General features: G+C 52.6%; 9 protein-coding genes. 4 read left to right on the forward strand and 5 right to left on the reverse strand.

Translation table 11 applies throughout. The features are described from left to right. Positions 1–61: 61 nt before the first annotated feature. Complete coding sequence (gene ybaL / locus ACJHYD_RS18920) at positions 62–1,738, reverse strand: YbaL family putative K(+) efflux transporter (protein ID WP_000546234.1); 1,677 nt, start codon at positions 1,736–1,738, stop codon at positions 62–64. Positions 1,739–1,975: 237 nt separating this feature from the next. Further along, positions 1,976–3,196, reverse strand: coding sequence for a fosmidomycin MFS transporter (gene fsr, locus ACJHYD_RS18925; RefSeq protein ID WP_001251635.1), 1,221 nt, complete (start codon positions 3,194–3,196; stop codon positions 1,976–1,978). 217 nt (positions 3,197–3,413) lie between these two features. On the opposite strand from fsr, the gene ushA reads away from it, so the two are divergent. Further along, positions 3,414–5,066, forward strand: a complete 1,653-nt coding sequence (ushA, locus tag ACJHYD_RS18930) for a bifunctional UDP-sugar hydrolase/5'-nucleotidase (protein ID WP_001595403.1) — start codon at positions 3,414–3,416, stop codon at positions 5,064–5,066. Positions 5,067–5,102: 36 nt separating this feature from the next. Here ushA and ybaK read toward each other — a convergent pair whose 3' ends face one another. The 3 genes from ybaK to copA all read right to left on the reverse strand — a co-directional run bounded on the left by ybaK (position 5,103) and on the right by copA (position 9,513). Then, complete coding sequence (ybaK, locus tag ACJHYD_RS18935) at positions 5,103–5,582, reverse strand: Cys-tRNA(Pro)/Cys-tRNA(Cys) deacylase YbaK (protein WP_000186631.1); 480 nt, start codon at positions 5,580–5,582, stop codon at positions 5,103–5,105. 203 nt (positions 5,583–5,785) lie between these two features. Further along, positions 5,786–6,580, reverse strand: a complete 795-nt coding sequence (locus ACJHYD_RS18940; protein WP_001550744.1) for a TraB/GumN family protein — start codon at positions 6,578–6,580, stop codon at positions 5,786–5,788. Positions 6,581–7,008: 428 nt separating this feature from the next. After that, on the reverse strand, positions 7,009–9,513 hold the full coding sequence (copA, locus tag ACJHYD_RS18945) for a copper-exporting P-type ATPase CopA (protein ID WP_001550745.1): 2,505 nt from the start codon (positions 9,511–9,513) through the stop codon (positions 7,009–7,011). A gap of 262 nt (positions 9,514–9,775) precedes the next feature. Between copA and glsA the strand changes: the two genes are divergently transcribed. The 3 genes from glsA (at position 9,776) to ACJHYD_RS18960 (ending at position 13,695) form a co-directional block, all read left to right on the forward strand. After that, entirely contained in the window at positions 9,776–10,708 is a 933-nt protein-coding gene (glsA, locus tag ACJHYD_RS18950) for a glutaminase A (protein WP_000883024.1), read from the forward strand. Between the two features lie 2 nt (positions 10,709–10,710). Beyond that, complete coding sequence (locus ACJHYD_RS18955) at positions 10,711–12,003, forward strand: APC family permease (RefSeq protein ID WP_001550746.1); 1,293 nt, start codon at positions 10,711–10,713, stop codon at positions 12,001–12,003. A gap of 336 nt (positions 12,004–12,339) precedes the next feature. Beyond that, complete coding sequence (locus ACJHYD_RS18960) at positions 12,340–13,695, forward strand: TolC family outer membrane protein (protein ID WP_001550747.1); 1,356 nt, start codon at positions 12,340–12,342, stop codon at positions 13,693–13,695. Positions 13,696–13,756: the final 61 nt, after the last annotated feature.

A 13,756-nucleotide genomic window follows, 5' to 3' on the forward strand; every position in this document is an offset into this window, starting at 1 on the left:
TGCGACGCTGGCGCGTCTTATCAGGCCTACATATCCGCGCCTATTATCCGGCAACCACCGTTTACCCCGTCACCACCTCACCCGCCGGTGGCGTTTCAAGCAGTTCCAGCATAGTACGGGCGATTTCACGCTCACCCATCACTACCTGATTTGCACCACGTTCGGTGATATACGCCACTTCATCGTCATAATGGGCGCGGGCAATAATCTCAATATCCGGATTTTTCGCGCGGGCAGATGCCACAATCTCACCCGCTTCATAACCGTTGGGAATCGTCAGGATCAGCCATTTTGCACATTCCAGATGCGCCAGTTGCATAATTTCTTCGTTCGCCGCATTGCCCAATACTGCGCGGACCCCGCGCTCTCGCAGTTCATCAACACGGGTTCGTGACGTCTCAATCACCACTAAAGGAATATCAGAGGCGAGCAATTTCTCCCCCAGCAGGCTGCCTACACGACCGTAACCTACCAGTAGCGCATGGTTGCAAATATCCACTGGGATCTGCTTCTCTTCTTCGATAGCCTCTTCCAGCGTCTGCTCTTCCAGCGTTTCGGTCTTCGCCAGATATTTCTCCAGCAGCGCAAACAGGACCGGGTTGAGCATAATCGACAAAATCGCCCCTGCCAGTACCAGGTTTTGTCCGGCCTGCGGCAGTAAATTCAATGCCATTCCCAGTCCCGCCAGGATAAACGCGAACTCACCAATCTGCGCCAGGCTGGCGGCGATAGTTAACGCCGTGCGCTGGGAGTGACCAAACAGACGCACAAGGAACAGTGCCGCGACCGATTTACCAAACAGAATAATCGCCAGCGTCGCCAGCACTGCCAGCGGTTGCTGAATCAGAATTAACGGATCAAACAACATCCCGACGGAGACAAAAAACAGCACCGCAAACGCGTCGCGCAATGGCAGCGTATCGTGGGCGGCACGGTGACTCAGTTCAGACTCGTTCAGCACCATCCCGGCAAAGAACGCACCGAGTGCAAAGGAGACATCAAACAGCTCCACCGCACCAAAGGCAATCCCTAACGCCAGCGCCAGCACCGACAGGGTAAACAGCTCACGGGAACCGGTTGCTGCGCTGCGTGCCATAATCCACGGCACCAGACGGCGACCTACCAGCATCATAATGGCGATAAATGCGATCACCTTGCCGATGGTGATCCCCATATCGACAGCAAGAGTGGCAAAGCCCACATCGCCTTGTTCCATCATTCCTGCCACTGCGGGCAGCAACACCAGCGTCAGAACCATTACCAGGTCTTCCACAATCAACCAACCGATGGCGATTTGCCCACGCTGACTGTCTATTAATTGCCGTTCTTCAAGTGCGCGCAGTAACACCACGGTACTGGCGGTGGAAAGGCATAAGCCGAACACGATACCGGTCATTAACGACCAGCCCAGCACGGCGGAGAGCGCCATACCCAGCAGCGTCGCCACGGCTATCTGGGCGATCGCACCGGGAATGGCGATGGCCTTTACCGCCATCAAATCCTTCAGCGAAAAGTGCAAACCGACGCCAAACATCAACAGAATGACGCCCAGTTCAGCCAGTTCCGGCGCAAGCTTGGTATCGGCAACAAAGCCCGGAGTGAATGGTCCTGCCAGCACACCCGCTAACAGATATCCCACCAGAGGAGAAATACGTAGTTTATTGGCCAGCATGCCGAGGATAAAGGCGAGCACAAGGCCGCCAACAATGGTGGTGATAAGCGGGGTGGCGTGATGCATTCCGTCTCCTTTTCCTGGTGGTTATTGTCCATTTTTGGCCGGGAAAACCAAAATTACAGGTAATAGTTTATGACAATTTCATTGATGATGTTTATGAATAATTGTTGAATTTTGCAGAAAAATGGAATTAGCTGCAAAAAAAGCACGGATCGGAAAACTGAAGGCGGTTTAACAGAGGAAAGGCTTATGGCGACTGTAAAATGATGCAGCCAAAGTTTGCCTTTGGCTGCAATGAAATCACTCTTTATGCCGGTTATCAGGCAGGAATATGGTCAACATCCCCAATAGTGGCAGGAAAGCACAGATTTTATAGACTAACTCGATGCTGGTGTGGTCGGCGATAAGCCCCAGAACTGCCGCTCCCAGACCTCCCATGCCAAAAGCAAAACCGAAAAAGAGTCCAGAAACCATACCGATACGTCCCGGAAGCAGCTCCTGAGCGTAGACCAGAATGGCAGAGAATGCCGAAGCGAGGATAAATCCAATAATCACCGTTAAAACCCCCGTCCAGTGCAGGCTGGCGTAGGGTAAAATCAGCGTAAACGGCGCAACGCCGAGGATAGAGCCCCAAATCACATATTTTCGCCCAATTTTATCCCCTACAGGCCCGCCGATCACCGTACCGGCCGCAACGGCAAACAGGAAGGCAAACAGATGAAGCTGGGCATTCTGGATAGATAATCCGAATTTTTGCATCAGATAAAAGGTGTAATAGCTGCTGATGCTCGCCATATAGAAATATTTCGAGAAAATGAGGATTAACAGAATGCTGACCGCCAGTACCACTTTGTTGCGCGGCAGTGGATTGATAATCGTCGCTTTTGGTTTTCCTTTATTCATTCGGTGCTGTGCCGAGTACCAACGGCTGATTTGCGCCAACACCACGATCGCCAGCAGTGCCGCAAGTACAAACCAGGCTACGTTGCCTTTGCCATAAGGCGCGATAATTACCGCTGCCAGCAAGGGCCCCAGGGAACTGCCAAAGTTGCCGCCGACCTGAAAGATAGATTGCGCCAGGCCATGACGCCCGCCAGAAGCCATACGGGCCACGCGAGAAGATTCCGGATGAAAGACCGATGAACCGGTACCGACCAGCGCCGCCGCCAGCAGAACTGCGCCAAAACTGCCCGCCAGCGCAAGCAGCACCAGACCACTTAAGGTAAAGCACATGCCAATTGGCAACGACCACGGCATCGGATATTTATCGGTCCAGTAACCGACCACCGGTTGCAGTAGCGAAGAGGCGAGCTGGAAGGTGAGGGTTATCATGCCAATCTGCATAAATGTCAGAGAAAACTCTGACTGAAGCAGCGGATAAATCGCCAGAATCAGGGATTGGATCATGTCGTTCAGCAGATGTGAGAGGCTGATAGCACCTAAAATACCAAACGATGTTCGGGCCTTGGTCGTTGACGCAGCCGCGCCCGCCACAGGCTGGGTTTGTTCACTCATTGCCATAGGAAAGTCACTTTTTCAGGGTTGCGATGTAAAGAATGATCTTATTTGTGATTATTACCCGACTAACATACCTGTATGCGTCGCCTGAAGGAAGTCTCAACGCCGAATACAGAATTTCTAATCTGGATGCAGATTTATCTTCACCGGACGCAGACTTGTCTATGATGTCGCGTCATACTATTTTTCAACACGTTGAAATCAGGTCAGGGAGAGAAGTATGAAATTATTGCAGCGGGGCGTGGCGTTAGCACTGTTAACCACATTTACACTGGCGAGTGAAGCTGCTCTGGCGTATGAGCAGGATAAAACCTACAAAATTACAGTTCTGCATACCAATGATCATCATGGGCATTTTTGGCGCAATGAATATGGCGAATATGGTCTGGCGGCGCAAAAAACGCTGGTGGATGGTATCCGCAAAGAGGTTGCGGCTGAAGGCGGTAGCGTGCTGCTACTTTCCGGTGGCGACATTAACACTGGCGTGCCCGAGTCTGACTTACAGGATGCCGAACCTGATTTTCGCGGCATGAATCTGGTGGGCTACGATGCGATGGCAATCGGTAATCATGAATTTGATAACCCGCTCACCGTATTACGCCAGCAGGAAAAGTGGGCAAAGTTCCCGTTACTTTCTGCCAATATCTACCAGAAAAGTACCGGCGAGCGCCTGTTTAAACCATGGGCGCTGTTTAAGCGTCAGGATCTGAAAATTGCCGTTATTGGCCTGACGACGGATGACACAGCGAAGTTAGGCAACCCAGAAAACTTCACCGATATTGAGTTCCGTAAGCCCGCCGATGAAGCGAAGCTGGTGATTCAGGAGCTGCAACAGACAGAAAAGCCAGACATTATTATCGCGGCGACCCATATGGGGCATTACGACAATGGTGAGCACGGCTCTAACGCACCGGGCGATGTGGAGATGGCGCGCGCGCTGCCTGCCGGATCGCTGGCGATGATCGTCGGTGGTCACTCGCAAGCTCCGGTCTGCATGGCGGCAGAAAACAAAAAACAGGTCGATTACGTGCCGGGTACGCCATGCAAACCGGATCAACAAAACGGCATCTGGATTGTGCAGGCGCATGAGTGGGGCAAATACGTGGGACGGGCTGATTTTGAGTTTCGTAATGGCGAAATGAAAATGGTTAACTACCAGCTGATTCCGGTGAACCTGAAGAAGAAAGTGACCTGGGAAGACGGGAAAAGCGAGCGCGTGCTTTACACTCCTGAAATCGCTGAAAACCAGCAAATGATCTCGCTGTTATCACCGTTCCAGAACAAAGGCAAAGCGCAGCTGGACGTGAAAATAGGCGAAACCAATGGTCGTCTGGAAGGCGATCGTGACAAAGTGCGTTTTGTACAGACCAATATGGGGCGGTTAATTCTGGCAGCCCAAATGGATCGCACTGGTGCTGACTTTGCGGTGATGAGCGGAGGCGGAATTCGTGATTCTATCGAAGCAGGCGATATCAGCTATAAAAACGTGCTGAAAGTGCAGCCATTCGGCAATGTGGTGGTGTATGCCGACATGACCGGGAAAGAGGTGATTGATTACCTGACCGCCGTCGCACAAATGAAGCCAGATTCAGGTGCCTACCCGCAATTTGCTAACGTTAGCTTTGTGGCGAAAGACGGCAAACTCAACGACCTGAAAATCAACGGCGAACCGGTCGATCCGGCGAAAACTTACCGCATGGCGACATTAAACTTCAATGCCACCGGCGGTGATGGCTATCCGCGCCTTGATAACAAACCGGGCTATGTGAATACCGGCTTTATTGATGCCGAAGTGCTGAAAGCGTATATCCAGAAGAGCTCGCCGCTGGATGTGAGTGTTTATGAACCGAAAGGTGAGGTGAGCTGGCAGTAATCCGAAAGTGCCGGATATTTGCATCCGGCACAATGCTTAATCGCGGCGGGCGATATCAGCAAATTTGGCATCGAGGATCTTTGCCAGATCGCCTGCCGCCAGTTCGATATCCAGCCCGCGCTTGCCGCCGGAAACATAAATAGTGGCAAATTCTTGTGCGGGGGCGTCGATAATCGTTGGCAGACGTTTTTTCTGCCCCAGTGGGCTAATCCCCCCAACCAGATATCCCGTCGAACGCTGCGCAACCATCGGATCGGCCATCTCAACTTTCTTGGCACCCAGCGCTTTTGCTACTTTTTTAAGATCCAGTTGACCTGCGACCGGCGTAACGGCCACGGCAAGGTGTTTCATATCACCGTTCACTGCGACCAGCAGCGTTTTGTAGACCTGATCCGGATTCAAACCTAATTTTTTGACGACTTCATCGCCAAAATTGGTTTCAGCCGGATCGTGCTCGTAGGTATGGATTTGAAACGAAATCTTGTTTTTTTCGAGTAATTTAACTGCGGGTGTCATGGTAATTTTCCTGCCTTAAACAAAAAAACGAAGCAAGCATACGCCTGATGGCGGTCCAAAAAAAAGAGTCATCTTGCCTAAGAGTATTGGCAGGATGGTGAGATTGAGCGACAATCGAGTTACACCGTCGCTTAAAGTGACGGCATAATAATAAAAAAATGAAATTCCTCTTTGACGGGCCAATAGCGATATTGGCCATTTTTTTAGCGCAACATCTGCGACAAATTCCCTTCTCCATACAGGTGTAGTGCACCGACTGCGACCACATAGCGCCCCGGCGGCATGGCGCATAATTTGTCCCGCCAGGCGAGATTTCGCTGATGCATCAGCACATCGTACAGCGATTGACTGAACGTATTAGGCAGCGTTATTTCATTATTTTGCGGCGGCGCATTCAGCCACCAGCTCATCATTTGTTGCAGCAACCGTGCATTGGTGTGCCAGTGGGTCAGCGTATCGTCCAGCAGTGCCAGTCCGTTGTCAGGGAGCTGGAGCAACATGGCAATCTGGTTTTCAGCCCCTTCCAGTTCAATCACGGGTTTATGTTGTTGCTTCGCCGCCTGCAATAGCTGGTAATCGATACCGTATTCTGCCCGCAGCCCCAGTTTTTGTGCCTGCGTCGCCTGAAGAACCATCGCGATTTGCCACAGCGGTTGGGTAGAAAAGAGTGAGGTAGAAATGCCCATCTCCTGGCTAATGTGCTGCAGGTTTTGGAGTTGCTCCTCGCTAATGCGCTCTTCCAGCGCCTCGCAGGCAGGCAAATTAGCAAAAGGCGTATCGCTGGTGGAAACATCCGCCTCGACGATCAGCGCATCGGCGTTTTTGAGCTTTTTGAGCAAACGGGTGGGCAGGGGAGCCATATCGTGGCTGCCCATATGAATACTGCCAATCAGATGAAAATGGCGATTGCCGGGAAGAGAGATATCGATAGCAGGCCAGGTGTAATGATTACCGCGCAGCGCGGCCCAAAGCGTTTTTACCCGGTACAACAGATCCATACGACCTCCCTTTGTGAAATATCATGCTAGCGCGCGGGGAGGGATGGCGCAAATGGAGTTATGAGGCTTGTTCAGTGGTAGCTTAAATATGATCGAAAAATTGTTTTTGCTTTGAAACGAAAGACTGCACCGGTGTTGGTGGCGTCAAAATCGCCGAGGCGTTCCCTGAAGGCCGGGGCAGCCCACATGGATGTGGGCTGAGGGCGCGTTTTACAGGGATGTTACCTCGCGCCCGACCCGGTAGCCGCAAGGGATAAGCTGAGGGTACCGCGCAGCGGCGATTTTGTTCGCCAGAGCCCGGGGGTGCAGGGGGCGGCGGCGATTGGCCGCCCCCTGCGCGCTCCCTGCGCCAGTCACTTTATATGGCATTACTCATAAAAGGAGCGCAACAAGAACTGGATCTCACAAACGCATTAAGTAAATACCAATCATTCCTTCGGTTTAAACCGCAGCAACCGGTTGGCGTTACTCACTACGGTAATCGACGAGAGCGCCATTGCCGCTCCGGCGACCACCGGGTTAAGCAGTGTTCCAGTGAACGGCCACAAAATACCGGCGGCGACCGGAATACCGATACTGTTGTAGATAAACGCGCCGAGCAGGTTCTGCTTCATATTGCGCAGCGTTGCGCGGGAAATCGCGAGCGCATCCGCAACACCCATCAGGCTATGGCGCATCAGGGTAATCGCCGCGGTTTCAATGGCAACATCACTGCCGCCACCCATCGCAATACCGACATCCGCCTGAGCCAGCGCTGGCGCGTCGTTAATGCCGTCGCCCACCATTGCCACCTGACGTCCTTCACTTTGCAGACGTTTGATCGCTTCGGCTTTACCGTCCGGTAGCACCCCGGCTATCACCTCATCAATCCCTGCTTCTTTGGCGATCGCATTGGCGGTGGTTGGGTTATCCCCGGTTAGCATCACCAGACGATATCCCGCTTTATGCAGGCGTTGCAGCGCCGCCACGCTATCACTACGCAATGGATCGCGTACAGCCAGCAGGGCTACCGCTTTCCCGTCAACCGCCAGCAGCACAGGCGTTGCCCCTTGTGATGCCTGAGCTGAAATATCTGCCTCAATCGCTTTAGTATCAACTTGCTGGTCATTTAACAGCGCCTGATTGCCCAGCAATACCGCATGACCTTCAGCTTCACCGCTCACACCCAGCCCGCGCAATGTGCGGAAACCGTTGACCTGCGGTAGCTGCATATCACCTGCTTTATCGAGGATCGCCCGTGCCAGCGGGTGGCTGGAACCTTGCTCCAGCGCCGCCGCCAGACGCAATGCCTGCGCTTCATCAACATCAGCAAATGTTTTTACTGCGACAACCTGCGGCTTCCCTTCGGTCAGCGTCCCGGTTTTATCGAACACCACGGTGTCGAGCGTACTGGCGCGTTGCAGCGCGTCGGCGTCCCGCACCAGCACACCAAACTCAGCCGCCCGCCCGACGCCCGAAATAATCGACATCGGCGTCGCCAGTCCCAGCGCACACGGACAGGCGATAATCAGCACCGTGGTGGCAATCACCAGGGTATAGACAATCTGCGGTGCCGGACCAAAGAAATACCAGATTGCCGCACTGATCAGCGCAATGACTACCACTACCGGCACAAACACGGCGGAGATTTTATCCGCCAGTTGACCGATTTCTGGCTTGCTGCTCTGGGCCTGTCGCACCATGCGAATGATCCGTGACAGCGTAGTATGGCTGCCGACCGCACTGGCACGAAACAGCACACTGCCGTCCTGTACCACTGTCCCGGCATGGACGCTATCGCCTTCGCCTTTTTGCTGCGGGATAGGTTCGCCCGTCAGCATCGCTTCATCCAGCCACGCTTCGCCTTGGGTAATCTCACCATCTACCGGCACACGGTCGCCGGTCGTCAGGCGCAGTAACATACCTGGCTGAACATCTGCCAGCGGCACGTTTTTTTCACCTTCGTCGGTGACCAGGCGCGCCGTCGGTGGGGTTAAATCGAGTAATTTCTCCAGCGCCTTAGAAGAACGCTGACGCGCGCGCGCTTCCAGCATATGGCCGAGATTGATCAGACCGATAATCATCGCGCTGGCTTCGTAATAAAGATGTCGCGCTTCCATCGGGAACCACTGCGGCCACAGGTTGACGCTCATCGAATAGAGCCACGCCACGCCAGTACCTAGCGCCACCAGCGTATCCATCGTCGCTGCACCGTTCAGCAGGCTTTTCCATGCACTACGGTAAAAATGGCCGCCGGCGAAAACCATCACTGCCAGGGTTATCAGGCCGATAACTAACCACAAGCTGCGGTTGTCAGCGGTGACCATCATGTTATCGCCGAGCATCCCCCAGACCATCACCGGGATACCCACCGCCAGTGCGACAATTGCCTGCCAGCGGAAGCGCTTCATCGTAGCGACTGCGGTTTCCTGCTGGCGCTCGCGGCGTTTAGCGTCATCTTCAATCGCTTCCGCGCCGTAGCCCGCTTTTTCCACCGCCTGCACTAAATCTTGTGGGGAGGCACTGCCCATCACCAGCGCAGTACGCTCCGCCAGGTTTACCCGTGCCTGAGTGACGCCCGGTACGCTTTGCAACGCATTTTGTACGCGGGTGACACAGCTGGCGCAGCTCATGCCGCTCAGCAGCAACTGCTGGCTGTCATCGTCATCGGCGGTCGCTGCCGGAAGCGCCTCAGAAACCGCTGTCAGTGCTTCCGACGGGATTGATGACTCCGCCAGCGGTTTAGCCTTTGGGTGGCTTACAGATGCGTCATAACCCGCTTGTTTGATGGTTTCGATCAGCTGTTCTGCACTGGCAGTCCCGGTAACGTGCGCTTCAGTGACAGACACATCCGCCTGCTCAACATCCGGGCGCTGTTCGAGACTTTCTTTCACGCGTTTAACGCAGTGACCGCAGGACAGGCCGTCCAGGGTCAGGTCGATAGTTTGTGACATAAAACACTCCTTTTAAGACAGTTTTGACTGGCTGTGATAAAGGTTAAACCTTCCAGCAAGGGGAAGGTCAAGAAATTAATAAACCAGGCGGGTAAAAGTCCGTAAAGATTAAAAAATCGGCTCGATTTGCATCAGGATTAGACATTTATCTCTTTGTTTTCCTGTAGTTAAGTTGCGGGTGCTAAGTTAAATCAGGATGCCTGAAAATCGGCACCGGGGTGAGGAATTACCTCCCGCATCTATAAAAAGGAGTTAACAAAAGATGTTAGATGCAAACAAATTACAGCAGGCAGTGGATCAGGCTTACACCCAATTTCACTCACTTAACGGCGGACAAAATGCCGACTACATTCCCTTTCTGGCGAATGTACCTGGTCAACTGGCAGCAGTGGCTATTGTGACCTGCGATGGCAACATCTATCGCGCGGGTGATAGTGATTACCGTTTTGCGCTGGAATCCATCTCGAAAGTCTGTACGTTAGCCCTTGCGTTAGAAGATGTCGGCCCGCAGGCGGTACAGGACAAAGTTGGCGCTGACCCGACCGGATTGCCCTTTAACTCAGTTATCGCCTTAGAGTTGCATGGCGGCAAACCGCTGTCGCCACTGGTAAATGCTGGCGCTATTGCCACCACCAGCCTGATTAACGCTGAAAATGCCGAACAACGCTGGCAGCGAATTTTACATATCCAACAACAACTGGCTGGTGAGCAGGTAGCGCTCTCTGACGAAGTCAACCAGTCGGAACAAACAACCAACTTCCATAACCGGGCCATTGCCTGGCTGCTGTACTCCGCCGGATATCTCTATTGTGATGCAATGGAAGCCTGTGACGTGTACACCCGTCAGTGCTCCACGCTCATCAATACTGTTGAACTGGCAACGCTTGGCGCGACGCTGGCGGCGGGTGGTGTGAATCCGCTGACTCATAAGCGCGTTCTTCAGGCCGACAACGTGCCGTACATTCTGGCTGAAATGATGATGGAAGGGCTGTATGGTCGCTCCGGTGACTGGGCGTATCGCGTTGGTTTACCGGGCAAAAGCGGTGTAGGTGGCGGTATTCTGGCGGTCGTCCCTGGCGTGATGGGAATTGCCGCGTTCTCACCACCGCTGGACGAAGAAGGCAACAGTGTTCGCGGTCAAAAAATGGTGGCATCGGTCGCTAAGCAACTCGGCTATAACGTGTTTAAGGGCTGATCATGATGAACACGGAAGGTAATAACGGTAACAAACCCCTCGGTCTATGGAACGTCGTTTCCATCGGTATTGGGGCAATGGTGGGGGCGGGGATCTTCGCGCTGCTGGGGCAGGCTGCGTTGCTAATGGAAGCCTCGACCTGGGTCGCCTTTGCATTTGGCGGTATTGTGGCGATGTTTTCCGGTTATGCCTATGCGCGCCTGGGGGCGAGCTATCCCAGCAATGGCGGTATTATCGACTTCTTTCGTCGCGGATTAGGCAACGGCGTCTTTTCGCTGGCGCTCTCGTTACTGTACCTGTTGACGCTGGCGGTGAGCATCGCCATGGTCGCCCGTGCTTTTGGCGCTTATGCCGTGCAGTTTTTGCATGAAGGCAGCCAGGAGGAGCACCTTATATTGCTCTACGCGTTGGGGATCATTGCGGTGATGACGCTTTTCAACTCCTTAAGCAACCATGCGGTAGGGCGGCTGGAAGTGATCCTCGTCGGCATTAAAATGATGATCCTGTTATTGCTGATTATTGCCGGTGTCTGGTCGCTGCAACCGGCGCATATTTCTGTCTCTGCGCCCCCCAGCTCCGGTGCGTTCTTCTCCTGTATCGGGATAACCTTCCTTGCCTATGCGGGCTTTGGCATGATGGCGAACGCGGCGGATAAAGTGAAAGATCCGCAGGTCATTATGCCACGGGCGTTTCTGGTGGCGATTGGCGTTACCACGTTGCTTTATATCTCGCTGGCGCTGGTTTTGCTTAGCGATGTATCGGCTTTAGAGTTAGAAAAATATGCCGATACCGCCGTAGCGCAGGCAGCTTCTCCGCTGCTCGGGCATGTGGGTTATGTGATCGTCGTCATCGGCGCTTTACTGGCGACGGCTTCAGCCATCAACGCGAACCTGTTCGCCGTGTTTAACATCATGGACAACATGGGCAGCGAACGCGAACTGCCGAAGCTAATGAATAAATCCCTGTGGCGGCAGAGTACCTGGGGCAACATCATTGTCGTGGTGCTGATTATGCTGATGACGGCGGCGCTGAATTTAGGCTCACTCGCCAGCGTTGCCAGCGCCACCTTTTTGATCTGCTATCTGGCGGTGTTTGTGGTGGCGATCCGCCTGCGTCATGATATTCACGCCTTGTTGCCGATTCTTATCGTTGGTACGTTGGTGATGTTGTTGGTGATCATTGGCTTTATCTACAGCCTGTGGTCCCAGGGCAGCCGTGCGTTGATATGGATTATTGGTGCAATCTTACTCAGCCTTATTGTGGCAATGGTCATGAAGCGCAATAAAACCGTATAACACCTCTCTGTGCGCAGTACAGCCTGTACTGCGCCTTTGTCTTTAATTCAAATTACCTTTCTTATTCCTTTAATAAATAAGTCACAAAAAATGATATATACGCGATAAATCTGTGATGCTAATCACTTATTGCCGTGGATTATTCTTAATGTGTATGATGGTAATCTAAAAGTCGTAGTGTATTCTAAATAAATAACGTATAAGCTTTTTAGCTGCATTTCTTTGCCAATATCAATGATCGACAAAAGAGATGCACAAGTTATTACCCTTCTTAATAAAATGAGACTAGTTATAAAAACCAGTTAAAATAATGACCTGGAAGGAAGTGACTTATCTATGGCGCGATTCCAGTTTAAAAGCCGTAAAAATAATGGGTTTATTTTTTTAATAAGTTTTATGGTGATGGGAGAAGCTACAATTGCTGCACCGCTGCCACAATGGGCGAACGCCCCAGCGGTAACGCCAGTTGCCCAATTATCTTTACAGGAAAGTATATTACGCGCCTTTGCGCGAAATCCCGACGTCACTCAACAGGCGGCGCAGATAGGTATTGGCGAAGCGCAAATTGATGAAGCCAAAAGTGCCTGGTATCCGCACGTTGGATTAACCGGCAATGCGGGACCGTCCCGACAAACGGACTCCAGTGGCAGGCTTGATAACAACGTTTCGTATGGCATAACCCTGACACAGCTGGTGTATGACTTTGGTAAAACTAACAACGATATCAAACTGCAAACTGCCGCCCGTGACAGCTACCGCTTTAAATTGATGGCAACCTTAACCGATGTTGCAGAGAAAACGGCGACTGCCTATATGGAAGTCAGTCGTTATCAGGCTTTGTGCGATGCGGCTCAACGCAATATTCACTCGCTGGAAAACGTCTACAACATGGCAGCATTGCGTGCTAACGCTGGCCTGAACTCGTCGTCGGATGAATTACAGGCCCAGACGCGCATTGCCGGAATGCGCTCAACGCTGGAGCAATATCAGGCGCAGATGGCAAGCGCCAAAGCGCAACTGGCGGTGCTCACTGGCGTACAGCCGGAGGCGATAGCCGCGCCACCTGCTGAATTAGCCGAGCAGCCGGTATCGCTGAAAAATATTGATTACCAGTCCATCCCGCTGGTGCTGGCGGCAGAAAACTTACGCCAGTCAGCACAGTACGGCGTGGAAAAAACGAAAGCGCAATACTGGCCAACGCTGAGTATTCAGGGGGGCAAAACGCGCTACCAGACCAGCGACCGCTCGTATTGGGATGATCAGCTACAACTGAACGTTAACGCGCCGCTGTATCAGGGCGGCGCGGTTTCTGCCCAGGTGCAACAGGCTGAAGGGCAACAAAAAATCTCTGCCTCGCAGGTCGAACAGGCAAAACTGGATGTGCTGCAACGAGCGTCTGTGGCATATGCCAACTGGACAGGCGCACGGGGTCGTGAAGAGGCTGGGTTAGCGCAATCTGAAAGTGCGCACAGAACGCGAGATGTCTACCAAAATGAATATAAATTGGGTAAACGCAGCCTGAATGATCTATTAACCGTCGAGCAAGATGTCTTTCAGGCGCAATCGGCTGAAATAAATGCCAATTATGATGGCTGGGTCGCCGCAGTGAATTATGCCGCTGCGGTTAATAACCTTATTCCATTAGCGGGAATTAAACAGGGCTTATACAACGACTTACCCGACTTGAAATAATCCTGCCATTATTAATATCAGGTATGCATCGTTGTTGAGTGATTACCTTTGTCTTATTTAG

The organism is Escherichia sp. WS1368 (assembly GCF_046487485.1).
GTDB lineage: Bacteria > Pseudomonadota > Gammaproteobacteria > Enterobacterales > Enterobacteriaceae > Escherichia > Escherichia coli.

Bases quoted from the DNA above. Each gene is read 5' to 3' on its own strand.
- glsA (WP_000883024.1), top strand. From the start codon at position 9,776: ATGTTAGATGCAAACAAATTACAGCAGGCAGTGGATCAGGCTTACACC.
- ushA (WP_001595403.1), top strand. From the start codon at position 3,414: ATGAAATTATTGCAGCGGGGCGTGGCGTTAGCACTGTTAACCACATTT.
- ybaL (WP_000546234.1), bottom strand. From the start codon at position 1,738: ATGCATCACGCCACCCCGCTTATCACCACCATTGTTGGCGGCCTTGTG.
- ybaK (WP_000186631.1), bottom strand. From the start codon at position 5,582: ATGACACCCGCAGTTAAATTACTCGAAAAAAACAAGATTTCGTTTCAA.
- fsr (WP_001251635.1), bottom strand. From the start codon at position 3,196: ATGGCAATGAGTGAACAAACCCAGCCTGTGGCGGGCGCGGCTGCGTCA.
- copA (WP_001550745.1), bottom strand. From the start codon at position 9,513: ATGTCACAAACTATCGACCTGACCCTGGACGGCCTGTCCTGCGGTCAC.
- ACJHYD_RS18955 (WP_001550746.1), top strand. From the start codon at position 10,711: ATGATGAACACGGAAGGTAATAACGGTAACAAACCCCTCGGTCTATGG.
- ACJHYD_RS18940 (WP_001550744.1), bottom strand. From the start codon at position 6,580: ATGGATCTGTTGTACCGGGTAAAAACGCTTTGGGCCGCGCTGCGCGGT.
- ACJHYD_RS18960 (WP_001550747.1), top strand. From the start codon at position 12,340: ATGGCGCGATTCCAGTTTAAAAGCCGTAAAAATAATGGGTTTATTTTT.